Source organism: Pseudomonas sp. GW823-FHT02C02, assembly GCF_058797635.1.
In genome coordinates, this window is record NZ_JBXAJV010000004.1 from 321,622 (window position 1) to 345,120 (window position 23,499).

Consider the following 23,499-nt stretch of genomic DNA (forward strand, 5'->3'; position numbering starts at 1 on the left):
ACTACAAGGACTCGCCCATGAAAGCGTTCGGCAAAATCCTGGGTCTGGTGCTTCTCGGGCTGTTGCTGATCATTGTGGCGCTGGGCTTTGCCCTGACCCACCTCTTCGATCCCAACGACTATAAAGACGAGATTCGCCAGATTGCCCGCGACAAGGCCCACATCGAGCTGACGCTCAATGGCGATATCGGCTGGAGCCTGTTCCCGTGGCTTGGCCTGGAATTGCACGAAGCCAGTGTCGCGACCCTGGCCAAACCCACCGAACCGTTCGCCGACTTGCAGATGCTGGGTCTGTCTGTGCGCGTGCTGCCGCTGCTGCGCCGCGAAGTGCAGATGAGTGACGTGCGCGTCGAAGGCCTTAACCTGCGCCTGAACCGCGACAAGGACGGCCACGGTAACTGGGAAGACATCGGCAAGGCCCCGGCGCCAGCCACCCCGACCACGCCAGCCGCTACTGCTGGCGAACCTGCGCCTGCGCCGACCACCACCGCCCAGGCGGAAAAACCGGCCCAACCGATTCGCCTGGACATCGACAGCCTGACCGTCAACAACGCCCGCGTTGAATACAACGACGAGAAGACAGGCAAGCAGTTCAGCGCCGAAAGCATCCAGCTGAGCACCGGCCCGGTCCACGACTCGACCAACATTCCGGTCAAACTCACCGCGTTCCTCGGCACCAATCAGCCGGTCCTGCGGGTACGCACCGAGCTCAATGGCGAGTTGCGTTTCGAACGCGCCTTGCAGCGCTACAAATTCGAGGACATGAAGCTCTCCGGCGAAGTCGCCGGCGATCCGCTGCAAGGCAAGACCATGACCTTCGCTGCCCAAGGCCAGTTGCTGCTGGATAAAGCCGCGAACGTCGCCGAATGGACCGGTATCAAGATCTCTGCCAACCAAATGCGCGCACTGGGCGAGTTGAAGGTCAACGACCTCGACAAGACGCCGCAAATCAGCGGCGGCATTTCGATTGCCCAGTTCGACCTGGCGAAATTCGTCGACAGCATCGGCCAGACACTCCCGGCCATGGCCGAAGGCAGCCTGAGCAAAGTCGAGCTGGTCAGCCGTCTGGCGGGCACGCCTGCGAGCCTGTCGCTCGACAACATCAACCTGAAAGTCGACGACAGTAGCTTCAGCGGCCGCATCGCCGTCGAGGACTTCGCCAAGCAATCGCTGCGCGCAACCCTCAAGGCCGACACCTTCAACGTTGACCGCTATCTGCCACCCAAGTCCGCCGAAGCCAGTAGCGCGACGCAAGTGCGTCAGGCCGAAGTCGCCAGCACCGAAGCCGACGCCATGGCGGGTGCCGGCAGCACACCGTTGCCCGCCGCACCGACCAAAACTGCGTGGAGTACAGAACGCCTGTTGCCGGTAGAACGCTTGCGCAAACTCGACGTGCAGGCCGACCTGACCTTCGGCCAGTTGACCCTCGACAAACTGCCGATTCAGAACGCAACGCTCAAGGCCGCTGGCCAAGGCGGCCTGCTGACTCTGGAGGAACTGCGCGGCGACCTGTACGGCGGCAACTTCGAAGCCAAGGGCACCCTGGACGTGCGCCCGGAAGTACCGGCGCTGAACATGCAGACGCGCATCACCAAAGTGCCCGTGGAAAAAATCCTTGAAAGCCAAGGGAAGAACCCACCGGTCAGAGGCCTGGTGACGCTCAACAGCGCGCTGACCGGCAGCGGCAACAGCCAGCAAACGCTGATCGAGACGCTCAACGGCAACGCCAGTTTCGTCATCAACAACGGCGTGCTGCTCAACGCCAACCTTGAACAACAACTGTGCAAAGGCATCGCCACACTCAACCGCAAAAGCCTCAGCGGCGAGCCACGGGGCAAGGACACACCGTTCCAGGAGCTCAACGGTAACCTGACCTTCCGTAACGGCGTGGCCAGCAACCCGGACCTGAAAGTGCGCATCCCGGGCATGACCGTCAAAGGTGACGGCGACGTCGACCTGCGAGTACTGGGCATGGATTATCGCGTGGGCGTGATCGTCGAAGGCGATAAGAGCGACATGCCGGACCCGGCCTGCCAGGTCGGCGAGAAGTTCGTCGGCATCGAGTGGCCGCTGCGCTGCCGTGGCCCGCTGGAACTGGGCGCCAAGGCGTGCCGTCTCGATAACGAACGCATGGGCGAGGTCGCGAGCAAACTGGCGGGCGAGCGGATCAGTGAAAAAATCGACGAGAAGCTTGGCGACAAGGTCAGCCCCGAACTGAAAAATGCGCTGAAGGGGCTGTTCAAGCGATGAGAGCCGAGCAGTTTTCAACGGCGGTGCTGGACTGGTACGACCGCCACGGCCGCCACGATTTGCCCTGGCAACAAGGCATCACGCCGTATCGGGTGTGGGTCTCGGAGATCATGCTGCAACAGACCCAGGTCAGCACCGTGCTGAATTACTTCGACCGTTTCATGGCTTCGCTGCCGACGGTCGAGGCCCTGGCCGCCGCGCCGGAAGACGAAGTGCTGCACCTGTGGACCGGCCTGGGTTACTACACTCGCGCACGCAATTTGCAGAAAACCGCAAAGATCGTTGTGGCCGAGTACGGCGGCGAGTTTCCGCGAGATGTCGAAAAGCTTGTCGAGTTGCCGGGCATCGGCCTGTCCACGGCTGGCGCCATCGCCAGCCTGAGCATGGGCCTGCGGGCGCCGATCCTCGATGGCAACGTCAAACGGGTGCTGGCGCGCTTTACCGCGCAAGAGGGATATCCGGGCGAGCCGAAGGTCGCCAAACAGCTGTGGGCGAACGCTGAGCGCTTCACGCCGCATGATCGGGTCAACGCCTACACCCAGGCGATGATGGATCTGGGCGCCACGCTCTGCACCCGCAGCAAACCGAGTTGCCTGCTCTGCCCGCTGGAAAAGGGCTGCGAAGCGCACATGCTTGGCCTGGAAACCCGCTACCCGATCCCGAAGCCGCGCAAGACCGTGCCACAGAAGCGCACGTTGATGCCGATGCTCGCCAACGGTGAAGGCGCGATTCTGCTTTACCGCCGGCCTTCTACGGGCTTGTGGGGCGGTCTGTGGAGCCTGCCGGAACTCGATGACCTCGACGACCTGCAACATCTGGCCTCGCAGCACTCGCTGGAACTGGGCACGCAACAAGCGCTGCCGAGTCTGGTCCACACCTTCAGCCACTTCCAGTTGTCCATCGAACCCTGGCTGGTTCAGGTCCAGGAGGCCGGCCATCACGTGGCCGAGGCCGACTGGCTCTGGTATAACCTCGCCACCCCGCCGCGCCTGGGCCTTGCCGCCCCGGTCAAAACCTTGCTCGAACGCGCGGCCGCCGTATTGAACGCAGGAGAGTTGTCATGACCCGCACCATCATGTGCCGCAAGTACAAAGAAGAATTGCCCGCCCTGGAGCGCGCTCCATTCCCGGGCGCCAAAGGTCAGGACATTTTTGACCATGTCTCGGCCAAGGCCTGGGCCGACTGGCAGAAACACCAGACCCTGCTGATCAACGAAAAACGCCTGAACATGATGAACGCCGAAGACCGCAAATACCTTCAGGGCGAGATGGACAAGTACTTCTCTGGCGAGGAATACGCCAAGGCTGACGGCTACGTTCCGCCGGCGGAATAATCCCGATTTATCGGGGGTCGGAACGTAAGCGACGGTAATAGTTAAATTTTTTTTGAAAACTTGCTTGACGACCCCCTGAAAAACCCGTTTAATGCGCCCCGTTGCCCAGATAGCTCAGTCGGTAGAGCAGGGGATTGAAAATCCCCGTGTCGGCGGTTCGATTCCGTCTCTGGGCACCAAATACCGAAAACCCTGAATCGCAAGATTCAGGGTTTTTTTATGCCTGGGATTTGATAACGACAATCCACCGCAGCACAGCTGCCGGAAAACAATCACGCTTTAGTACGCCGCCTCGATGATGGCACCATGCTATTATTTTCCCCGTGCATGGAATAAAGCCGACATTGATCCCGATGCCCCGCATCCGAATCAGCCGATACAGGATAGAGACAGCGCAAGGAGTGCGTGCATTTCACCCCTCCCCGCAAAACACTGCCCTCCCCTGTTCGACGACACGAAGCCAGCCTTCCAGGCACGCTCCCTTCTCGAAAGTCCTGAACATGGAACAGTTATGTCTGACATCAATGAACTGAAAGACAAGGTCAACACCAAAACCTTGAACATGGTCCTGCTGTCGATTGCGACCGCCGGGATCTACTTGCTGTTGTGGTTGTACAAGAGCAACCAGAAGATCAACGAAACCACGAAAATCAAAGTGGTCGACGACACCTACGTCATCTGGGTCGCCGTCTGCCTTGGCTGGAGCGGCGCGTTGTCGAACCTGGGCGACGTGTTGTTCGACTCGCTTTCCGGCATTTTGCTGATCGCATTGAACGCGCTGTACATCGTATGGGCCTTCAAGGCAAAAAACGCACTGTCGGAATACGCCCTCAACGAGCACAAAATCGACCTGCGCATGAACGGGTTCTATACCTTCTTCCTGAACATTTTTTACGTGAACTACTGCATCAACGACTTGCCTGAAGAGCAGCGTAAACAACTGATCCTGCGTGGCCAGACGACGCAAGCCTGATCAACTGGCGAGGGGCAGTCTCGAAGGACTGCCACCGTCACTCATCACCCTTCCAGTTGAACACCAGATTACGCACGCCAGCGCTGCCGACATCTGTCGTGTCGCGCTTTTCCTCACCATTACGGGTGGCGACCACGGTGTACTTGCCGGCCGGTAACTGGACGTAAACCAGAGGCCCTGCCTGACTGAGTGTCAGCACTGATTGCCCTTGAGCACTCTGAATAACCAATTCCACGTCCGGCACATATTTGCCCTCCGGCCCAATGGAAAAGGTCATGTGCAGGTTGTAGCCGGTCGTTTGCTGAATGGCCTTCGCTTCATCCTCGCCAATACCGCCGGACAGATAGGTAATCCCGTTCTGTTCCTGGCGCTGAATCTGCACGCCTGTACTGTCGATGGGCTCCAGGCTCGCGGCCCCTGACATGGCGGGAAACATCAGCACACCGATGGTGGCGATGGAAAACATGAGGGAATGGATGGACTTCATGATGGTGGCTCCCGGGTTCCACGGAACCCAATCGTTACTCCTTTTGGATTTCTCGCTGGATGCTCAAGTTTTAGATTGATTGGTACTTGGGCTCACTGCGAAATGGACTACACGTTGTATTCCTCAAGCACGCATTTCAGTCAGATCGCTCCTGCAAAACGAATCCGGCATTTCCTGCGGATATCCCGGCCGCGCCCTGCATCGCCGCCCTGCCTTCTCTTGGCATGCTCTTTCGCCGTTTCTCCAAGCCGCGGAAGACTTCATGAGCATCGTCAAAACCGAAATCACTAAAGATCCCCAACTCGCCTCTCTGGTGGGAAACCTTGGGGAACTGATACGTCAGGCACGCCAGAAGGTGTTGCGAGCGGTCGATACCGTTCAGGTGCAAACCTGCTGGCAGATTGGTAGGCATATTGTCGAGTTCGAGCAGGAGGGGGCTCGGCGGGCGGGTTATGGCAAACAGCTTCTGTCGACGCTGGCGAAGGCACTGACAGCGGAGTTCGGGAAAGGCTTTGACGAAACCAACTTGCGAAAAATGCGGCTGTTTTATCAGGCGTTTCCAATTCGAGACGCACTGCGTCTCGAATTGAGCTGGACCCACTACCGCAGGCTGCTGCGAGTCGACAGTGATAAGGCGCGCAAGTGGTACATGGACGAATCTGCCAACCAAAACTGGTCAAGCCGCGCCCTGGAACGCCAAATCAGCACCCTCTACTACGAACGCCTGCTTATGAGTCGGGACAAGTCTGCCGTCATGACAGAAGCCATTACGAATATCCACGCGATGAACGACAATCCCAGGGAGTTCGTTAGAAATCCCGTGATGCTGGAGTTTCTTGGTTTGCCCGATACCGGGGTGATACTGGAGACCGAACTTGAACAAGCACTCATCAAGCAACTTCAGGGCTTCCTGCTTGAGCTGGGAAAAGGTTTTGCATTTATCGCTCGACAACAACGAATAAGCACCGAAGGCAGAGACTTCTATATCGATCTGGTGTTCTACAACTACTTGCTCAAATGCTTTGTCATCTTCGATCTCAAGCGAGGCGAATTAACTCATCAGGATGTTGGACAGATGGACATGTATGTACGCATGTACGACGACCTCAAGCGAAACGATGAAGACGGACCGACCGTCGGCATCATTCTTTGCGCGCAAAAAAACGAGTCAGTGGTGCGCTACTCAGTGTTACAGGGCAATGACCAACTGTTCGCCAGCAAATACAAACTAGTGCTGCCGAGCGAAGATGAACTACGTGCTGAGCTGGATCGAGAACGGGCGGCAATCGAGGAGCGACTGCTTGATCTGATCCCCTGATAAATACGGGCGGATTGTTCACACGCGGTGTGAGGACTATCGTTGGCAACTACCCGCAAAGGTCCAAAGCCGATGAATTTGCAGGACATGCCTTCACTGGCACCGACTCAGATCGAATTGTCGCTGACCACCGATACTGCTGGCGAACCGTTCAAGGAGCCCGCCGCAGACGCCTTCATCCTCGGCGGCTTCACTTGGCGGCACGCCTCTCAGGACCGCGCCCGCCCGGTCGTCATCATCAACGCGGCCACCTCGGTTCGTTGCCGGCATTATTCGCGCTTCGCCGACTACTTGTTCGCCAACGATTTCGATGTCATCACCTATGACTACCGCGGCATCGGCGAGTCGCGCCCAACGTCGTTGAAAGGGTTGCAGGCGTCATGGTCCGATTGGGGCGCGCTGGATTTCGAGGCGATGCTCAAGCGCGCGCAGCGCGAATTCCCTGGCCAGCCCATTGATGTCGTCGGTCACAGCTTTGGAGGCTGTGCAGCAGGTCTGGGAGCGTCCGGGCATTTGATTCGGCACTTGGTGACAGTCGGCGCGCAATTCGCTTACTGGCGCGACTATGCGCCCGCCCATCGCTGGCGGATGTTCGGCAAGTGGCATGTGGTGATGCCGTTGATGACCCTGCTTTACGGCTACTTCCCCGGCAAACGCCTCGGCTGGCTGGAGGACACGCCCGCTGCGGTGGTTCGCGACTGGAGCACCCCCACGGCTCGCTACGAAACGCGGCCCAGTGGTCGCCTCATGCACGCAAAAACCGGCCGGCTTCCCTTTGCATCAGTCACCGCAAAAACCCTGGCCATCAGCATCAGCGATGACCCATACGGTACGATTGCCGCCATCGAGCGCCTGCTCGGCTACTTCACCCACAGCACAAATACCCACCTGCGAATCGCCCCCGAAGACATCGGCGAAGAAGAAGTCGGACATTTCGCCTTTTTTCGCAGCGCATACCAAGCCACACTATGGCCCATTGCATTGTCCTGGTTGCAGACCGGCGAACTGGCCCCCGACACACCCGGGCGGCGCGTGCCACGCAGCTGATGGACTTGCCCACTCAACGAAATACGGAACGACGCCCATGGCCTCCGCCAACAAGCAGCAAAAACGCGCCACACGCGCCAAAGCCAAGGCCAAGCAGAACCGCACCCAACGGGCCGCTGCGCCGGTCGAGCTGGACCCGAATGACGATCGCATCGACTTCGAATCGGTGGACCTGACCGAACTGTTCAAAAAAATGATCGACGCCGAAAAAATCAGCCAGCAAGCAATGTGCATGGCCTTCCTCGAAGACCCGCTGCTGGAACTGGTGTACGAGCAGGAAGGCGAAGAAGGTGCGATGGATTTCATCCTCGCAGCGCTGATCGAATATCGCCAATGGTCCACCGAAGTCGATGAAGCCGGCGCCCTGGCGTGGATCGAATCGCCAGCCTTCCAGGCTGACTATGTCGCGGCGTCCGACGTCATTGCGGCCCAAACCCAACAGAAAGCGAACTGAATTTAATGGCATCCCTGAACAAGCAGCAAAAACGCGCCAAGCGGGCCAAGATCAAAGCCAAACAAATCAACATCCATGGCCGCAAACCCGCCGCACTGGACGATGATCTGGGCGAAATCGGCGAGCCGATCCCGGAATACACCCTGGCGATGTTCAGCAAAATGCGCGACGCCGAAGCCATCAGCCGCAATGACATGCTGCTGGCCCTGCTGTCGGACCTCGCCGGGATCATCAGCGACCACCCCGAACTGCTGGACATGGAAAACGCCGACAACGAAGCCATGGCCGCCACTCACCTGGCCGCCGACATGCTGATCGACTACCGCATGTGGACCGACGGCATGGACCGCGATGCCGCACAGGCGTGGCTGACCGATCCGCAGTTCATCACTGATTTTGGCGATGCGCTGGACAGCTATCGTCAGTCGCTGGATGCGCAGGAAGACAAGAGCGAATAAATACTCGCCCTTGAAAGCAAAAACGGCCGCTTGTCATCACTGACAGCGGCCGTTTTTTTATGTCCATTTCCAAAGCTCATCGACCTCTCGTCATCGGATAGGTATATCCCATTGACATATCCCAATAGAGATCTATTCTCTGGACTCAGACACCAGTAAAAACGCAGGAGGCCACAATGGAACAGACTACCCTTTTCATGAGCAATCGAAGCCAGGCTGTCCGTCTGCCGAAAGCTGTGGCGATGCCAAGTGACGTCAAACGGGTCAACGTATTTGCCATCGGTCGGGCTCGCATCATTACGCCTGCAGACGAGACATGGGATAGCTGGTTCGATGGAGATAACGTCAGCACAGATTTTATGACTGATCGCCAACAACCCGCCGATCAGGAGCGTGAGTCGTTCTGATGATCAAGTTCATGCTCGATACCAATATCTGTATCTTCACCATCAAGAACAAACCGCAAATAGTCAGAGAAGCTTTCAACTTGCATGACGGACAGTTATGCATCAGCGCGATTACGCTGATGGAGTTGATCTACGGTGCCGAAAAATCAGCGACCCCCGAAAAGAACCTCGCGGTAATTGAAGGCTTCACAGCCCGCCTTGAAGTTTTCCCTTTCGACAATGAAGCAGCCGCGCATACCGGAATGATACGGTCCGAGCTAGCGAAGGCCGGAACGCCCATTGGTCCCTATGACCAAATGATTGCCGGACATGCGCGCTCACGAGGGTTAATTGTCGTCACCAACAATCTGCGTGAGTTCGAACGGGTGCCAGGATTACGTGTAGAGGATTGGGTTCATCCCGATTGAATCGAATAAAGCTAACGAAAAAAAACGGCCGCTTGTCATCACTGACAGCGGCCGTTTTTTTTAAACCTTCAAACAACAATCAGGCAGCAACACCTTCCAGACGCGGAATATCAAAACCCAGCTTGGCGCTGGCATAACCCAGTTCGCCTTTGGCGATGGACTGAGCCTTGTAGCCGGCATCGATCAGGTCCTTAACGTACAGCTTGTTGTAGATGAACATGAACACCAGGTTGCTGAGGCTGAACGTGAAGCAGGCCACGACGAACATGATCGCCGCCCACTTGAAATCACCACGGAACAAAGCCGGGAAAAAGCCAAAGAAAAACACGGTCCACGAGAAGCCGATTGGCGCTTCTTTCATGGCTCCGGTGTTAGGGTTTTTGAACACAACCGATGTAAACGCCATGCCTGTCTCCTTGATGCCCCAATGGGTTGGCTGGATGGCCGGGCTCTCCATGCAGCGCTTTAAACGGCAAGCACACGCAAATGCATCTGTGACTCGCGTCAGATGAGGGAGCAGGCAAGAGAGGGTCGGGGCTTTAGCCAGGAAGGCTGGGGGCGTCGAACAATCCGTGTCCTGAAACTCCATCGCACCCCGCAACAGCGAGATACACATTCGGCGAGAAGGCTACTATCTAGCCATCACTGTGTCCATCAGGTAAACGCCCGATCACTCGTCTGAATGAAAACAAAAACGACCGCGATCATTTCTGATGGCGGTCGTTTCTGTGTTTCTACAGTGTCAGAACACTCAGCGCGCAACCGCTGCGATCAACTGCTCGTTGCGACGACGGCGCGCTACGAACAAGCCCGCAGCCACGACCAACAAGCTCAGCAGACCTGTCGCGAGGATCTCGACGCGGTGGGCTTCCTGGAACAGCATGATGGTCAGGGCCGCGACGATGAAGATGATCACCGCATAGGTCAGGACCGGGAACAGCCACATGCTGAAGGCGATTTTTTCGCCGCGAGCCATACGTTGTTTGCGCATACGCAGCTGCGAAATCGCGATCACCAGGTACACCAGCAGCGCGATGGCGCCGGAACTGGCCAGCAGGAATTCGAACACCGCAGCCGGGGCTACGTAGTTGGCGAACACGGCAAGGAACGCTGCGCCAGTCGACAACATGACGGCCCAGTACGGCGTGCCGCTCTTATTGGTGCGTTGGGAAACGGCCGGCGCATCACCGCGCTTGCCCAGGGAGAACATCATGCGTGAAGCGGTATAGAGCGCCGAATTCAAACAGCTGGTCACAGCGACCAGCACCACGATGTCGACGATCAGCTTGGCATTCGGGATGCCCATACGCTCAAGCACGGTCTGGTAGGAACCGACAGCGGCCAGTACCGGATCATTCCATGGCACCAGGGCCACGACGATGAAGATCGACACGAGGTAGAACAAACCAATCCGCCAGATCACCGAGTTGGTGGCCTTTGAGATTTGCTGGCCCGGGTTCTTCGATTCCGCGGCCGCGATGGTCACGATCTCGGTACCCATGAAGGAAAACATGGTGGTCAGAATAGCGCCCAACACCGCGCCCATGCCGTTTGGCAGGAAGCCCTGGGTGTCGAACAAATGCGAAACGCCGCTGACCTGGCTGTTCGGCAGATAGCCGAAGATCGCCATGATGCCAAGTGCGATGAAACCGATGATCGCGATGACTTTGACCAGGGCGAACCAGAATTCGAATTCACCGTAGTTCTTCACGCTGAACAGGTTGGTCACTGTCAGCAGCAAAGTGATGACCAAAGTGAAGGCCCAGATCGCCACGTTGGGAAACCAGGCATGCAGGATGGTCGCGGCGGCATTGGCCTCCAACGGAATCACCAATACCCAGAACCACCAGTACAACCAGCCGATGGTGAAACCGGCCCAGTGACCGATCGCACGATCGGCGTAGGTCGAAAAGGAGCCCGTGTCTGGCGAGGCGACAGCCATCTCGCCGAGCATGCGCATGACCAGCACCACCAGAGCACCGGCGGCGGCGTACGCCAACAGCACGGCCGGGCCTGCGGCAGCAATGGCGTGGCCGGAGCCCACGAACAGGCCGGCGCCGATAACCCCGGCGATCGACAGCATGGTCACATGACGCGGTTTGAGCCCCTGTTCGAGGCCATTGGAGCTTGGGGTACTGCTCATTGAAACTACCTTTGTAAGGGAAAGCGATTTGCATCCATCCCGTCCGGCGTTCCTTCTCGTAAAAAGAAACCAACAGGGCGTTCCATATTCTGCACGCAATAATTGCGCCAAAATGTTTCAAACTCCCGAAGCACGGGGCCTGCGGCGTGACCGGACAGTCATCGCAAGTCATTGAGATTAATGGCAATTCGCCAGAGCGTTACCCTGCGACCCACTTTGAGAACGAAACAACGCACCAGAAACACACCCAAAAATGAGTCGACGCACAATAAAAGTGCAGATCAGGAACGTTTGGCCGGTTAGCGCTTCCAACACCCCGTCAAAGCTGGCAACATCGCGCCCTTTTTTACGCGACACCCGCGGGACAGCTGGTTCAAACGGCTGTTCGGTTGATAGCAGCGCGACAGTCTGCTGTACCGATGCGACAACCTGCCACATGCCACCCGTTTACCGCCCGTAGCGCTGTTGGCTGCCATTCGAACGCTATGCTAGCTTGGCCGCCTCGCCAGGAAGGCCAACCAACAGCAGGAGCGAAACACTATGAGGAACGCACATGGCTGAGGCCACGCCCGCGCTTGAAATTCGCAACTTGCACAAACGCTACGGACAGCTCGAGGTGCTCAAAGGCATCTCGCTGACCGCCCGCGACGGCGACGTGATCTCGATCCTGGGTTCTTCCGGTTCCGGCAAGTCCACATTCCTGCGTTGCATCAACCTGCTGGAAAACCCGCACCAGGGCCAGATCCTGGTGGCCGGTGAAGAACTCAAGCTCAAAGCCGCCAAGAACGGCGAACTGGTGGCTGCCGACGGCAAGCAGATCAACCGTCTGCGCAGCGAGATTGGTTTTGTGTTTCAAAACTTTAATCTGTGGCCGCACATGAGCGTGCTCGACAACATCATCGAAGCCCCGCGCCGGGTGCTCGGCCAGAGCAAGGCCGAAGCCATCGAAGTCGCCGAAGCCCTGCTGGCCAAGGTCGGCATCGCTGACAAGCGTCACGCCTATCCGGCGCAACTGTCCGGCGGCCAGCAACAACGCGCGGCCATCGCCCGCACGCTGGCCATGCAGCCCAAGGTGATCTTGTTCGACGAACCCACCTCTGCCCTTGACCCGGAAATGGTCCAGGAAGTACTTAATGTCATCCGCGCACTGGCCGAAGAAGGCCGCACCATGCTGCTGGTCACCCACGAAATGGGCTTTGCCCGTCAGGTGTCCAGCGAGGTGGTGTTCCTCCACCAGGGCTTGGTAGAAGAGCAAGGATCGCCACAGCAGGTGTTCGAAAACCCGCTTTCGGCACGCTGCAAACAATTCATGTCCAGCAACCGCTAACGGAGCTACCCGCATGCAGAACTTCAAAAAAGTCTTCCTGGCTGCCGCCGTCACCCTGGCGTTCAGCGCCGGTGCCATGGCTGAAACCCTGAAGATGGGCATCGAAGCGGCCTACCCGCCGTTCAACAATAAAGATGCCAGTGGCAATGTCGTCGGCTTCGACAAAGAAATCGGCGACGCCCTGTGCGCCAAGATGAAAGTCGATTGCACCGTGGTCACGTCCGACTGGGACGGCATCATCCCGGCCCTGAACGCCAAGAAGTTCGACTTCCTGATCTCCTCGATGTCGATCACCGACGAGCGCAAGCAAGCGGTCGACTTCACCGAGCCGTACTACTCGAACAAATTGCAGTTCATCGCGCCGAAAGACAAAGAGTTCAAAACCGACAAGGATTCCCTGAAAGGCAAAGTGATCGGCGCACAACGTGCGACCCTCGCCGGCACCTGGATGGAAGACAACATGGAAGGCGTCGAAGTCAAACTCTACGACACCCAGGAAAACGCTTATCTGGACCTGACTTCCGGTCGCCTGGACGGCATCCTGGCCGACAAATACGTCAACTACGAATGGCTGAAAAGCGACGCCGGTCGTTCGTATGAATTCAAGGGCGACCCGGTGGAAGAAAGCGACAAGATTGGTATCGCTGTACGTAAAGGCGACACCCTGCGCGCGAAGCTGAACCTTGCCCTGAAAGAAATCGTCGAAGACGGCACTTACAAGAAGATTAACGACAAGTACTTCCCGTTCAGCATCTATTGATTCTGACTTGCCTGGCCGGCGCCGTTCTTTGACGGCGCCAGCCCTTGGCATTGCCTGCTGCACATTGAAAAGAAATCCATGACTATCGATCTCTACGGATTCGGCCCGGCACTCGCCGCTGGCGCGCTGATGACTGTGAAACTGGCACTCTCGGCCCTGTGCCTGGGGCTGGTGCTCGGTCTGCTCGGCGCCTTGGCCAAGACTTCCCCGTACAAGCCGTTGCAATGGCTTGGCGGCACTTATTCGACACTGGTTCGCGGCATCCCGGAATTACTGTGGGTGCTGCTGATCTACTTCGGCACGGTCAACCTGATGCGTGCCCTGGGCGAGTTTTTTGGCAATCCCGACCTCGAACTCAATGCCTTCGCCGCTGGTGTGATTGCGCTGGGGCTGTGCTTCGGCGCCTACGCCACGGAAGTGTTTCGCGGGGCAATCCTGGCGATTCCCAAAGGTCACCGTGAGGCCGGCGTGGCGTTGGGCCTGTCGAAGTTTCGCATCTTCACCCGGTTGATCATGCCGCAGATGTGGCGCATCGCCCTGCCCGGCCTGGGCAACCTGTTCATGATCCTGATGAAGGATACCGCGCTGGTGTCGGTGATCGGCCTGGAAGAAATCATGCGTCATGCGCAAATCGGCGTGACCGTATCCAAGCAGCCGTTCACCTTCTATATGGTGGCCGCGTTCATGTACCTGGGCCTGACCATTCTGGCCATGACGGGCATGTACTTCATGGAAAAACGCGCCGCTCGCGGCTTCGCGAGGAGCACCCAATGAACTGGGAAGTCATCATCAAGTGGCTGCCGAAGCTGGCCCAGGGCGCCACACTGACCCTGGAACTGGTGGCCATCGCCGTCATTGCGGGTTTGCTGCTGGCCATTCCGCTGGGCATCGCGCGCTCATCGCGGCTCTGGTACGTGCGGGCATTTCCCTACGCCTACATCTTCTTTTTCCGTGGCACGCCGTTGCTGGTTCAGCTGTTCCTGGTCTATTACGGCCTGGCGCAGTTCGATGCGGTCCGTAACAGCTCGATGTGGCCATACCTGCGCGATCCGTTCTGGTGTGCCACGGCGACCATGACCCTGCACACGGCGGCCTACATCGCCGAAATCCTGCGTGGTGCAATTCAGGCGATCCCGCCGGGCGAGATCGAGGCCGCGCGGGCGCTGGGCATGTCCCGACCGAAAGCGCTGTTCTACATCATCCTGCCCCGTGCCGCGCGCATCGGCCTGCCGGCCTACAGCAACGAAGTGATCCTGATGCTCAAGGCCAGCGCACTGGCCAGCACCGTGACCCTGCTGGAACTGACCGGCATGGCCCGCACCATCATTGCCCGGACCTACCTGCCGGTGGAGATCTTCTTCGCCGCGGGCATGTTCTACCTGCTGATGGCTTACGTGCTGGTGCGTGGCTTCAAGCTGCTGGAGCGCTGGCTGCGCGTCGATGCCTGCCAAGGGCGCTGATTCTCCTGTGCTGACGGGCGAGGCCCTGCTCGCCCGTTTCACGGCGCTGGATGCTTTTCTGATAAAGCATCAGGCGTTGTGGAAACCTCGTCCGTTTACTCATCTGCAACTTCCTTGGGAAGCGTCCTACCCGGAACTGGCACTTTGGCTACGGGGACGGTCGCTGGAGGATGCGGAAAGCAGCCATAACCAACCCGGTTTGCTGGATGCGCCGCAGCCATTTGCTGCGTTGGCGGCGCTTTCCCTTGAGCTGGATTCGGTGGGCGAGTTGCCGGCGCATGCACTGGAAGCGGCCGGGCATCGATTGAATGTCGATGTGCCGGGCCGTAAGTGGCAGCAGATTGAAGCGTTCGCCAGTCGTTTGTCGTTTACCACGCCGCCCAGGCATTGGCTGGACTGGTGTTCAGGCAAGGGCCATTTGGGTCGACGGTTGCTGCAACACGGCCAACAACTGACCTGCCTGGAATACGACCCTGCGCTGGTTTCCAGCGGCCAGGCGCTCAGTCAACGCCATCACCTGCATGCGCTGCATGTCGAACAGGATGTGCTCGCGGCGGATACCATTGCGATGTTGAATGCCGATCACACGCCCGTTGCGCTGCATGCTTGTGGTGATCTGCACGTGCGGCTCATTCAATTAGCCAGCGCCGCAGGCTGCAAACAATTGGCCATCGCGCCCTGCTGCTATAACCGAATCAGCCTTACTGCGTACCAACCGCTTTCCCCGGCCGGTTTGCGATCCGACCTACAACTCTCCCTCGACGATCTCTCATTGCCGATGAGCGAAACCGTCACCGCCGGGGCTCGCGTCAGACGTCAGCGCGACATTTCCATGGCCCGGCGCCTCGGCTTCGACCTGCTGCAAAGACAACTGCGTGGCGTTGACGAGTACCTGCCAACTCCCTCCCTACCGAGTGCCTGGCTGGATAAATCCTTCGCCGACTACTGCCATCATTTGGCCGCGTTGAAAGAGTTATCCACAACCGGCCCGCAAGATTGGTCAGCACTCGAAGCCGCTGGCTGGCGGCGACTTGCCGAAGTGCGCAATCTGGAATTGCTGCGTGGCCTTTTCCGACGCCCGCTGGAGCTTTGGCTGGTACTCGATCGGGCACTTTTCCTAGCCGATCAGGGCTACACCGTTCGCCTCGGCACCTTCTGCAAAACCCCGATCACGCCGCGCAATTTCCTGCTCCTGGCAGAACGTCCGTAAAAAGCCCCAGCCTGTGGATAACTCTGTTGATGGAATTATCATGGATCCAATATACCCGCCTGTTTCAGGGGTGAAACGCTACTGTTCAATTTTCGTACACATGATAAAAAACCGAGAAAAACAGGCATTTGCGCACAAATGAGAATGGGTCCACAAAAAAGTCATGAGCGCCCCTCCTGAGTGCGGCCGTTGTGCATAAGCGTCCGACGAAAAGGACATAACCGCCGAAACCCGGTCGCGCTCGGCGGAAAATTGCGTGCCGCGATCACCCTTGTTATACAGGCAGGCAAGAGCGCCAAAGTGCGCCCACGAACAAGAAATCTCTGACAGACAGGAAGCCACAGTGACGTTCATTTCTTACGCACAGAATTTCGAAGACATACGCCTGTGGCGCGCCCTCAAAACCGTCGAAAACGGCTTCTATATCGACGTCGGTGCCAACCACCCCACACACGACTCCGTGACCAAAGCTTTCTATGACCGTGGCTGGACCGGCATCAACGTTGAACCGATGCCCAATTATTACGAAGCGCTATGCCAGGAACGCGCCAAAGACACCAACCTGCAATGCGTGGCCGGTGAAAGCGCCAACGACCTGACTTTCTATGGCATCGCCGGCACCGGCCTATCCACCCTCGATCCGGCCATGGCGCAAATGCACAAAGACGCCGGCATGGACGTGCGCAGCCAGACCGTCCAATCCCGCACCCTGACCTCCATCTGCGAAGAACACGCCCCGGGCCGCGAGATCCACTTTCTGAAAATCGACGTCGAAGGCCACGAAGAAACCGTCCTGCGCGGCATGGACTTCAGCCAATGGCGGCCGTGGGTCATCCTCATCGAAACCCCATGGGACCGCGACCAGACCTGGGAAACCCTCGTCACCGACGCCGGCTATCAGTCCATCCTGTTCGACGGCATCAACACCTACTACCTGGCCAACGAACACCTGAACCTCAAACCCGCCTTCGACATCCCGCCGTGCAACCTGGACGAGTTCCAGTTCTGCAAAGGCCACAACTTCAGCCACCCCGTCAGCGACGCCGAACACCAACTCGCCGCCGCCCTGCAACGCGCCGAACAGGCCGAAGCACAGCTGCGTGCGATGCAAAACAGCCGCACCTGGAAAGCCCTTCAGAAACTCAAGAAAACCCTCCTTCGCGCCTGACCTGACGCCTGCGCAAAAATAGTCTGAATTCAGGGGTTTACAGAACCAACCCAATCGCTATAATCGTCGCCCTAACACGCCGGTATAGCTCAGTTGGTAGAGCAACTGACTTGTAATCAGTAGGTCCCGGGTTCGACTCCTGGTGCCGGCACCACATTAGGCTCCACTGCATTCCAGCGAATGCTCTGGAAGCCCAGAAAACCCGCCCTTTGGCGGGTTTTTTCGTTCCAGAACCCTCTGTCGGGATCCAACAAAATCCCCCTTCCCCGAGGGGTATGTTAGGGGTACTGCGATTTTCCGGTCAGGAGCGCGTACCCCTATGCCACGTCTAGCGATCCCTCTCAGCGACCTGCAATGCCGCACGGCCAAAACCCGCGAGCGCGCCTACAAACTGTTCGACGGCGGCGGCATGTACCTTTTCGTCAAACCCAATGGCGTGAAGACCTGGCGCTTGAAGTACACCAAGCCCAGCGGCAAGGAAGGTACGCTCATCATCGGCAATTACCCCATCGTTACCCTTTCCGTCGCACGACGTAAGCGAGACGAAGCCAAGGCGTTGCTGCTCGACAACCTCGACCCAATGGAAGAAAAGAAGAAGGCCAAGATCGTAGCCCAACGGGCGGCACTGCTTTTCGAAACCGTTGCTCTGGAGTGGCACGCCGACATGTCCCGTCGCGGGACCGAAGGACACGCAAAAACCGTGATGAGCCGACTGCGTACCCACGTCTTCCCGCTGATCGGTCAACGACCCATCGCTGAACTCGATACCCACCTGCTAGAGATCACCCAGCGCATCAAGGAACGCGGCACCATGGATGTGGCGTTAAGGGTACAGAACTACTTGTCCACCATCATGCGCGGGGCCAAAAGGGCTCGGCAGATCACCATGAATCCTGCACTGGATCTGGCAGGCTCGATTCACGCGCCGCGCACAGTCCATCGCCCGGCCCTATCCCTCAACCGCCTACCCGAACTGCTACACCGTATCGACAACTACAACGGCCGCGAGCTGACGCGCCTTGCCGTGCTGCTGACTCTCCATGTGTTCGTCCGCTCCAGCGAGTTGCGCTTCGCTCGATGGAGTGAGCTCGACCTCCAACGCGCCATGTGGGAAATCCCCGATACGCGCGCACCGATTGAAGGGGTACGCAACTCCACACGCGGGACCAAGATGAACGGCGACATTCAAATGGTTCCGCTATCACCGCAGGTCATCGAAATACTGGAGCGCCTGCGCAGCCTCAGTCGCTTTTCAGAGTTGGTGCTACCGGGCGACCACAAGTATTGGAAGCCCATGTCCGAGAACACGGTGAACACCATGCTCCGCAACGTCGGCTATGACACCAGCAAGGACGTATGCGGCCACGGCTTCAGGACCATGGCCTGTAGCGCCCTACTAGAGTCCGGGTTATGGACCGACGCAGCCATCGAAAGACAAATGAGTCACAAGGAACGCAACCGCGTGCGCGCCGCTTATATCCACAAGGCCGAATTCCTCGAACAGCGCAGGCTGATCATGGCGTGGTGGAGCAACTACATCGACGCCAACCGCCATGGGCATGTGACACCCCACGAATTCGCTCACCCAGTCGGCGACAACATCACAGCCCTACAAATTAGCCGTGGCGCATCCAAACGTGGGTAAGCCTGTGAGATCACCGTTGTCCGCCCTTCCACGCGGGTCCATCCAAGCGGGGCTGCAAAGCCGCCCTGCTTGGATGGACCTCACTTAAAAAATCTAAAGCCCACGCAACTGTCTGTGGAAAACCACTGATTTCCACCGGTGGATAATTTCATCCACAGCCGCAGAATCCCCGACTACCCGAGCCTTGACCAAAATTATCCACAGGCGTAGAAAGATCGGGCAAAGCGCTGTCGTTGACAGCAACCCAGGTAGCCAGGACCTTTAAGGCTACGCCACACCGTGGTAGTTTCCCCAAAGTGCGATTAGCGTCCGGCGGCTCGCGCGGTCACAGCGATGTGATGGATGCCTACTTTTATCAGTGTGCCCACTGCGGCAACTCTTCCCCTTTCATCGCTGCCCTGCAGCAACCTATCCGCTTGGCCATTTCCTTGCGCCAACCTGCGCCCGTCTCTTTCTTCCGGAAAGAGACGGGCGCTCGTACCGCTGCTGCAGCCCAACTCGTACAAAGCTTTGCGGCATTCTCCCTCGTGACAATCGGCGTGACAAACACCGAAGTCACCAGCAACAGCGATGCAGATGATGGTGCCGCAGTCCACGGAATGGACTGCACCTGACTGACAGTCAGGTATGCCCCGGTCATCGCATCCCTGCCTTCACCTGATTCAGGATCTCGCGGCATTGGCCTCGTCAGCCAATGCAGTCTCCACCCGCCCACCGGAATCGGTGTTCAGGAGGCCAGATCATGAGATGCCCAAGCTCCCGGTCGTAAAGAGCCGTCAGTCCCGCGTTAGTGGACAATCCTCACAGGTCGCAGGGGCCTTGATCCCTGATAACACTCAACATTCTTGGCGGGATGACGTGAGGAAGGTTTTAAAAGTTTTGGCTTCGAGAGGAGTTCGATCATGGCATTGGTCGGTAGACGGGATGGGCGCAATTTTGGCTATGGCCGGCAATTGAGCTATGCCGGGCCGCAGGCATTGCGCGATCTATTTGGCGGCGGGCATTACGGCACGGTCAAAGCACACAGTGATCGCTGGCAGGCGTTTGTACGCTGGTGTCGGGCGGAGGAAGGGCCGGGGTTTAACGATGCGCGGCAGATTAATTGGCAGACCTTGCTGGACTACGCCGGACATCTGCGCCAACAAGTTGAACAAGGTGAGCTGGCCATCGCCACTGCGCAAAACCGGTTGTCCAGTGTGAATCGGACCATGGCCGCGCTTCGCGGTGATCAGTATGTGAAAGTGCCGAGCCCGAGTAAGGCGCTGGGAATGCGGCGCACCAGTGTTCGTCGTTCAGCGCCGCAAGGCCAAGATCGCGAACAGGTGAAGCGGATCGTCGACGTGCTTTGCGAAAACCAGCAGCCGCGCGCCGCGGCCATCGCTCAGTTAGCGCGAGCCACCGGTATGCGCTTGCGCGAGGCGATTTTGGCCGACCTTCCCCGTCTAAAACGTGAAGCCAAGCAATTCGGCAAGATCAACATCCAGGACGGCACCAAAGGTGGCCGTTCAGGCGCGTCAGCACCTCGTTGGATTACGGTAGATGATCATATTCGTGATGCACTGAGGTTTGCCGAAAAGGTCTCGCCCGACGATAGCAGCAACCTGCTTGCACCGAACGAACGCTACCTCGACTTCTTGCAGGGAATCGTCCGCCCCGCACGGGACATCCTCCATAAGCACAACCTCAAAGGCTTCCACGAATTGCGGGCAGCCTATACGTGCGAACGCTATGAGCAAATCACCCACCATCCCGCCCCCATCAACGGTGGCCATTGCTATCAACTCGACCGACGCCTAGATCAGGATGCCCGAGTACAAATCAGCTATGAGCTGGGGCATAACCGTATCGTCGTGGTGTCGGCTTATATTGGTGGTCGAGCATGAGCAAGCCATTCGATATGGAGCTGTTCCTGGGGGGTGTTCTAACTGGGTCGCACGCCACTCGCCAACGTCACCTTCGCCAAGCGAAAGCCATTCAAGCGGCGATTTCAAATCGCTGGCACCGAGATAATCCATGGACCTGGCAGCGAAAGCATCTCGTCTGGTTTCTAAATCAGCACGTGAAGGAGCGAACTAGGTCAACGCGCTATTACTATCTGCTGACGGTGCATTTACTCACTCTTCGTTTAGGTAAGCCCTGGCAGTTAAACGTGCTAGGCAAGGGGCAAAATCCATAGCGGAATATGGTAGCGACTGAGAGGTGCCCCTCGTGGGCGCGCGCAAAGAGCCAGATCATTTATGCCTATGTTTTCTACCTCTTGCTTTTACACGACGCTTTTCACTTCGAGACGAATGCTTACGAGGATTTCGAGTTTTAATGTCTACTGCTGGTATCAAATTCTGATAGGAGGAAATTACCGAGGACGAAAAAACCTCGCAAATAACAGCTATGGAGGTGGCCAGAGATTTCTCGGTGGGCACTAAGCTCATTGATCTCTCAAGCCAGCGACATGCCGAACTTGAGTTTTCTATTAACGAATAGAACTCAGAAGTTAGAGGCTGACTAATCTCGGAATAAAATTCAGTTTTTTTGTAATTCCAATTATTGCGAATATCACTAGGCTTTGACCAGTTATTGGCCCCGCATACTATCAAATTCAACGTATGTATTTCTTTCCAGTCAGGATATTTTGCCGCCAACGGCCTTGTTATTACCTCGTGTACATTTTTCCAGACTGATTGATGCGGCTTTTGACCGTTACTGGTAAAGAGTATTTCCTCTCCACAGGCCGAAAGTTTTCCCGTAAAATTTTGTGTCTCCTCTAAAAAACTTGAGTCCCCTTTGACCTTTGCAAGCAAAATAGAATGATCTTGCGAATCAAAACTGACCTGAAATAACCCTTGCAGCCTTAATAGTTCTATAGCTGAGAAAAATGCACAATAATACGCTGTTGTTAAATCCCAAGGCGGAGCTATCTTTCCTAACTTTAGCGATTTCAGAGTCTGGTGTTGAGCCTTGACTCGTATATGGCCACAATAGAAGTCTCTTAAAGTTGCCTCTTTAAAAAGACTACCATTATTAGTGAATACTTTGAATATACCTTTTGAAATGGCCGTCACCTCAACAAACGGCTCATCTAGGATAGCCTGCTTAAGGCTATCAGCAGACATAAGTTCAGGTGACAACGCAAGGGAAACCTCATCCAAGACTTCTTGGATTTTTTTTGTGGCATTGGTCGCAATTATATCAATCAGTCTACCGTTATTCATCTAGAACAAATCGTTAGGTGTTTTGGTTTTGTATTGAATATCAAGAAGATGCGAAATATCCTCGGCTAACTTACTAATAGCTTCTTCGTTTGTACCGGTGTGGCGATCTTCAAAATCAAGGTTTTGGAGACATTCGAACACTGTTGCAAAAGCTTCAGCGCTGTACTTTTGCCCGAACATTAATGCCTGATCGCACGCCTTAGCATAAACTCGGAATATTGCTTGAAAGAATGCTGATTGAGTCAGTTTTCTTTCATGACCTATTTCAACAAGATTTTTCCCCACGCCAATAAGATAATTTTTTATCAGTTTCTTCTTATGCTCGTAACTAAAGTCCTTCAAAGGACTTGAGGCGAGGGTTTTATTCAAGGCAATCTCAAAAGGCACGTGTGACAGATAACCAGGGGCGCGCTGTATTGCACTTAACTTTGTATATAGAGGGGAATCGGCCTCAGAATTCAAATCCTCAAAAAGCTGAAGTCTAATTTGATCTATGGAGTCCGGCTCCGCTATAAACTTTGTCAGCTCGATACGTAGGGTTTTTGGCACCCCTTTTTGATTTGAGTTTATATCAATAAAGTACTCAACTTCCTTTGTTAGATTTAAATTACTCAAAATACATACGGGAAGCTTTATATTTACCTGACCTGCTTGCTCAGCTAAATGGGAGCCATAAAGACGGTGCTGTCCATCGATCACGAGAAAGCTACCTTCTACGATTGGGAAGGTAATCTTTGAGGTGCTCTCATCAAATTCTATATTAAGTGATTCCTGCGCACTTAATATAATGGCGCCGGGCAACACATGCCCATCCGCGATGTAATTGGAAATTTTCTTTGCACGAGAAATTTCGAGTGTCCGTTGAAACCCCCTGACAAGATCCTCCGAGACTCGAGAGACGCGTGCAAATTGTAAAATATCGCTCGGCGTCATTGCGGTCACATAAAACCCTATATCACCACGGGTTAAATTCAAAGCGGTGTTTTCGAAGTAGTCCAAGGGCATTGTACATCCTGTAATTTTCAGAGAACAAATATAAGCTTGTGGTCATGGCAGCTAATTCTAGCTCTGATTAAGCCCACTCTGCAAGCTGAACCAATTCTTTAAATTAAGCTCGAGTCGTAGCACTTCATCTTCAGCCAAAACAATGCAATGCATAATTGGATTTATCCGCGCATTAAGATTAAACATTATTTTTTCAAACGCTTTTATATCATTATCTTGCCCAATCGATGCCATTCTGGGTAAGCGATACATTCAGATAATTGGACGTGGACCACTGGATCGCCGGCAACCGAATATTTTCCGGTAACCGCGTATTTATTTGTGTTGGCTTTATTCCGTACGCTTCAGGTATTTACAAGATAAGAGTCGCCCGTAGGCAGTCTTACTTGATGAACGCATTTGAGATTCAGGTCGTGGATACCCCGAGCGGGGCGAACAA

24 protein-coding genes and 2 tRNA genes are annotated in these 23,499 nt (G+C 56.3%); 21 read left to right on the top strand and 5 right to left on the bottom strand.

The genetic code is table 11. The features are described 5' to 3' along the window. The first annotated feature begins 17 nt into the window (after nt 1-17). The 5 genes from AC1ROI_RS09150 (at nt 18) to AC1ROI_RS09170 (ending at nt 4,555) form a co-directional block, all read left to right on the top strand. Nucleotides 18-2,249 carry an AsmA family protein gene (locus tag AC1ROI_RS09150; protein ID WP_102593461.1) on the top strand — a complete coding sequence of 744 codons (2,232 nt, stop codon included), beginning with the start codon at nt 18-20 and terminating at the stop codon, nt 2,247-2,249. Then, nucleotides 2,246-3,313 (top strand): A/G-specific adenine glycosylase, encoded by a 1,068-nt coding sequence (gene mutY / locus AC1ROI_RS09155; protein WP_077747586.1) that lies wholly within the window; start codon nt 2,246-2,248, stop codon nt 3,311-3,313. Before AC1ROI_RS09150 ends, mutY begins: the two co-directional genes overlap by 4 nt. Further along, nucleotides 3,310-3,582 carry an oxidative damage protection protein gene (locus tag AC1ROI_RS09160; protein ID WP_010464608.1) on the top strand — a complete coding sequence of 91 codons (273 nt, stop codon included), beginning with the start codon at nt 3,310-3,312 and terminating at the stop codon, nt 3,580-3,582. The genes mutY and AC1ROI_RS09160 overlap by 4 nt, the downstream gene beginning before the upstream one ends. A gap of 103 nt (nt 3,583-3,685) precedes the next feature. Further along, nucleotides 3,686-3,761, top strand: a tRNA-Phe gene (locus AC1ROI_RS09165). Between the two features lie 332 nt (nt 3,762-4,093). After that, on the top strand, nt 4,094-4,555 hold the full coding sequence (locus AC1ROI_RS09170; RefSeq protein ID WP_010464610.1) for a DUF4234 domain-containing protein: 462 nt from the start codon (nt 4,094-4,096) through the stop codon (nt 4,553-4,555). Between the two features lie 37 nt (nt 4,556-4,592). Here AC1ROI_RS09170 and AC1ROI_RS09175 read toward each other — a convergent pair whose 3' ends face one another. Further along, nucleotides 4,593-5,042: a hypothetical protein gene (locus AC1ROI_RS09175; RefSeq protein ID WP_102593460.1), complete on the bottom strand. Its 450-nt coding sequence runs from the start codon at nt 5,040-5,042 to the stop codon at nt 4,593-4,595. A gap of 262 nt (nt 5,043-5,304) precedes the next feature. Here AC1ROI_RS09175 and AC1ROI_RS09180 point away from each other — a divergent pair, with 262 nt between their 5' ends. The 6 genes from AC1ROI_RS09180 (at nt 5,305) to vapC (ending at nt 9,133) form a co-directional block, all read left to right on the top strand. Further along, nucleotides 5,305-6,360, top strand: coding sequence for a PDDEXK nuclease domain-containing protein (locus AC1ROI_RS09180; RefSeq protein WP_102593459.1), 1,056 nt, complete (start codon nt 5,305-5,307; stop codon nt 6,358-6,360). 72 nt (nt 6,361-6,432) lie between these two features. Continuing rightward, on the top strand, nt 6,433-7,407 hold the full coding sequence (locus AC1ROI_RS09185; RefSeq protein ID WP_102593458.1) for an alpha/beta hydrolase family protein: 975 nt from the start codon (nt 6,433-6,435) through the stop codon (nt 7,405-7,407). 37 nt (nt 7,408-7,444) lie between these two features. Further along, nucleotides 7,445-7,861: a hypothetical protein gene (locus AC1ROI_RS09190; RefSeq protein ID WP_010464618.1), complete on the top strand. Its 417-nt coding sequence runs from the start codon at nt 7,445-7,447 to the stop codon at nt 7,859-7,861. Between the two features lie 5 nt (nt 7,862-7,866). After that, entirely contained in the window at nt 7,867-8,319 is a 453-nt protein-coding gene (locus AC1ROI_RS09195; protein WP_010464620.1) for a hypothetical protein, read from the top strand. Nucleotides 8,320-8,495: 176 nt separating this feature from the next. After that, the gene (gene vapB / locus AC1ROI_RS09200; protein WP_083375253.1) at nt 8,496-8,726 is read left to right on the top strand and encodes a type II toxin-antitoxin system VapB family antitoxin; all 231 of its coding nucleotides are present in this window, start codon (nt 8,496-8,498) and stop codon (nt 8,724-8,726) included. Next, nucleotides 8,726-9,133 (top strand): type II toxin-antitoxin system tRNA(fMet)-specific endonuclease VapC, encoded by a 408-nt coding sequence (gene vapC, locus AC1ROI_RS09205; RefSeq protein ID WP_010464625.1) that lies wholly within the window; start codon nt 8,726-8,728, stop codon nt 9,131-9,133. Before vapB ends, vapC begins: the two co-directional genes overlap by 1 nt. A 79-nt stretch (nt 9,134-9,212) precedes the next feature. Here vapC and AC1ROI_RS09210 read toward each other — a convergent pair whose 3' ends face one another. Further along, on the bottom strand, nt 9,213-9,539 hold the full coding sequence (locus AC1ROI_RS09210) for a hypothetical protein (RefSeq protein WP_010464627.1): 327 nt from the start codon (nt 9,537-9,539) through the stop codon (nt 9,213-9,215). A gap of 345 nt (nt 9,540-9,884) precedes the next feature. Next, the gene (gene gabP, locus AC1ROI_RS09215; RefSeq protein WP_077747581.1) at nt 9,885-11,276 is read right to left on the bottom strand and encodes a GABA permease; all 1,392 of its coding nucleotides are present in this window, start codon (nt 11,274-11,276) and stop codon (nt 9,885-9,887) included. A gap of 553 nt (nt 11,277-11,829) precedes the next feature. On the opposite strand from gabP, the gene AC1ROI_RS09220 reads away from it, so the two are divergent. The 10 genes from AC1ROI_RS09220 to AC1ROI_RS09265 all read left to right on the top strand — a co-directional run bounded on the left by AC1ROI_RS09220 (nt 11,830) and on the right by AC1ROI_RS09265 (nt 21,022). Next, complete coding sequence (locus AC1ROI_RS09220) at nt 11,830-12,603, top strand: ABC transporter ATP-binding protein (protein WP_007897462.1); 774 nt, start codon at nt 11,830-11,832, stop codon at nt 12,601-12,603. A gap of 13 nt (nt 12,604-12,616) precedes the next feature. Beyond that, nucleotides 12,617-13,363 (top strand): ABC transporter substrate-binding protein, encoded by a 747-nt coding sequence (locus AC1ROI_RS09225; RefSeq protein ID WP_102593457.1) that lies wholly within the window; start codon nt 12,617-12,619, stop codon nt 13,361-13,363. A gap of 78 nt (nt 13,364-13,441) precedes the next feature. Next, nucleotides 13,442-14,137 (top strand): ABC transporter permease, encoded by a 696-nt coding sequence (locus AC1ROI_RS09230; protein WP_010464638.1) that lies wholly within the window; start codon nt 13,442-13,444, stop codon nt 14,135-14,137. Beyond that, complete coding sequence (locus AC1ROI_RS09235) at nt 14,134-14,823, top strand: ABC transporter permease (RefSeq protein ID WP_010464640.1); 690 nt, start codon at nt 14,134-14,136, stop codon at nt 14,821-14,823. The genes AC1ROI_RS09230 and AC1ROI_RS09235 overlap by 4 nt, the downstream gene beginning before the upstream one ends. Continuing rightward, the gene (locus AC1ROI_RS09240; protein ID WP_102593456.1) at nt 14,804-16,033 is read left to right on the top strand and encodes a methyltransferase; all 1,230 of its coding nucleotides are present in this window, start codon (nt 14,804-14,806) and stop codon (nt 16,031-16,033) included. Before AC1ROI_RS09235 ends, AC1ROI_RS09240 begins: the two co-directional genes overlap by 20 nt. Nucleotides 16,034-16,376: 343 nt before the next feature. Further along, nucleotides 16,377-17,201 carry an FkbM family methyltransferase gene (locus AC1ROI_RS09245; RefSeq protein ID WP_102593455.1) on the top strand — a complete coding sequence of 275 codons (825 nt, stop codon included), beginning with the start codon at nt 16,377-16,379 and terminating at the stop codon, nt 17,199-17,201. 78 nt (nt 17,202-17,279) lie between these two features. Beyond that, nucleotides 17,280-17,355: transfer RNA gene (locus AC1ROI_RS09250), tRNA-Thr, on the top strand. A 165-nt stretch (nt 17,356-17,520) separates the two neighbouring features. Next, nucleotides 17,521-18,846: a tyrosine-type recombinase/integrase gene (locus AC1ROI_RS09255; protein WP_102593454.1), complete on the top strand. Its 1,326-nt coding sequence runs from the start codon at nt 17,521-17,523 to the stop codon at nt 18,844-18,846. Between the two features lie 902 nt (nt 18,847-19,748). Continuing rightward, nucleotides 19,749-20,729: an integrase domain-containing protein gene (locus AC1ROI_RS09260; RefSeq protein WP_102593452.1), complete on the top strand. Its 981-nt coding sequence runs from the start codon at nt 19,749-19,751 to the stop codon at nt 20,727-20,729. After that, the gene (locus AC1ROI_RS09265) at nt 20,726-21,022 is read left to right on the top strand and encodes a hypothetical protein (RefSeq protein WP_102593451.1); all 297 of its coding nucleotides are present in this window, start codon (nt 20,726-20,728) and stop codon (nt 21,020-21,022) included. Before AC1ROI_RS09260 ends, AC1ROI_RS09265 begins: the two co-directional genes overlap by 4 nt. A gap of 55 nt (nt 21,023-21,077) precedes the next feature. On the opposite strand, the gene AC1ROI_RS09270 is transcribed toward AC1ROI_RS09265, so the two are convergent. Further along, nucleotides 21,078-22,055, bottom strand: a complete 978-nt coding sequence (locus tag AC1ROI_RS09270; protein WP_146012938.1) for a hypothetical protein — start codon at nt 22,053-22,055, stop codon at nt 21,078-21,080. Beyond that, nucleotides 22,056-23,060 (bottom strand): DGQHR domain-containing protein, encoded by a 1,005-nt coding sequence (locus AC1ROI_RS09275; RefSeq protein ID WP_102593450.1) that lies wholly within the window; start codon nt 23,058-23,060, stop codon nt 22,056-22,058. Nucleotides 23,061-23,499: the final 439 nt, after the last annotated feature.

Bases quoted from the DNA above. Each gene is read 5' to 3' on its own strand.
- AC1ROI_RS09150 (WP_102593461.1), top strand. From the start codon at position 18: ATGAAAGCGTTCGGCAAAATCCTGGGTCTGGTGCTTCTCGGGCTGTTG.
- mutY (WP_077747586.1), top strand. From the start codon at position 2,246: ATGAGAGCCGAGCAGTTTTCAACGGCGGTGCTGGACTGGTACGACCGC.
- AC1ROI_RS09160 (WP_010464608.1), top strand. From the start codon at position 3,310: ATGACCCGCACCATCATGTGCCGCAAGTACAAAGAAGAATTGCCCGCC.
- AC1ROI_RS09170 (WP_010464610.1), top strand. From the start codon at position 4,094: ATGTCTGACATCAATGAACTGAAAGACAAGGTCAACACCAAAACCTTG.
- AC1ROI_RS09175 (WP_102593460.1), bottom strand. From the start codon at position 5,042: ATGAAGTCCATCCATTCCCTCATGTTTTCCATCGCCACCATCGGTGTG.
- AC1ROI_RS09180 (WP_102593459.1), top strand. From the start codon at position 5,305: ATGAGCATCGTCAAAACCGAAATCACTAAAGATCCCCAACTCGCCTCT.
- AC1ROI_RS09185 (WP_102593458.1), top strand. From the start codon at position 6,433: ATGAATTTGCAGGACATGCCTTCACTGGCACCGACTCAGATCGAATTG.
- AC1ROI_RS09190 (WP_010464618.1), top strand. From the start codon at position 7,445: ATGGCCTCCGCCAACAAGCAGCAAAAACGCGCCACACGCGCCAAAGCC.
- AC1ROI_RS09195 (WP_010464620.1), top strand. From the start codon at position 7,867: ATGGCATCCCTGAACAAGCAGCAAAAACGCGCCAAGCGGGCCAAGATC.
- vapB (WP_083375253.1), top strand. From the start codon at position 8,496: ATGGAACAGACTACCCTTTTCATGAGCAATCGAAGCCAGGCTGTCCGT.
- vapC (WP_010464625.1), top strand. From the start codon at position 8,726: ATGATCAAGTTCATGCTCGATACCAATATCTGTATCTTCACCATCAAG.
- AC1ROI_RS09210 (WP_010464627.1), bottom strand. From the start codon at position 9,539: ATGGCGTTTACATCGGTTGTGTTCAAAAACCCTAACACCGGAGCCATG.
- gabP (WP_077747581.1), bottom strand. From the start codon at position 11,276: ATGAGCAGTACCCCAAGCTCCAATGGCCTCGAACAGGGGCTCAAACCG.
- AC1ROI_RS09220 (WP_007897462.1), top strand. From the start codon at position 11,830: ATGGCTGAGGCCACGCCCGCGCTTGAAATTCGCAACTTGCACAAACGC.
- AC1ROI_RS09225 (WP_102593457.1), top strand. From the start codon at position 12,617: ATGCAGAACTTCAAAAAAGTCTTCCTGGCTGCCGCCGTCACCCTGGCG.
- AC1ROI_RS09230 (WP_010464638.1), top strand. From the start codon at position 13,442: ATGACTATCGATCTCTACGGATTCGGCCCGGCACTCGCCGCTGGCGCG.
- AC1ROI_RS09235 (WP_010464640.1), top strand. From the start codon at position 14,134: ATGAACTGGGAAGTCATCATCAAGTGGCTGCCGAAGCTGGCCCAGGGC.
- AC1ROI_RS09240 (WP_102593456.1), top strand. From the start codon at position 14,804: ATGCCTGCCAAGGGCGCTGATTCTCCTGTGCTGACGGGCGAGGCCCTG.
- AC1ROI_RS09255 (WP_102593454.1), top strand. From the start codon at position 17,521: ATGCCACGTCTAGCGATCCCTCTCAGCGACCTGCAATGCCGCACGGCC.
- AC1ROI_RS09260 (WP_102593452.1), top strand. From the start codon at position 19,749: ATGGCATTGGTCGGTAGACGGGATGGGCGCAATTTTGGCTATGGCCGG.
- AC1ROI_RS09265 (WP_102593451.1), top strand. From the start codon at position 20,726: ATGAGCAAGCCATTCGATATGGAGCTGTTCCTGGGGGGTGTTCTAACT.
- AC1ROI_RS09270 (WP_146012938.1), bottom strand. From the start codon at position 22,055: ATGAATAACGGTAGACTGATTGATATAATTGCGACCAATGCCACAAAA.
- AC1ROI_RS09275 (WP_102593450.1), bottom strand. From the start codon at position 23,060: ATGCCCTTGGACTACTTCGAAAACACCGCTTTGAATTTAACCCGTGGT.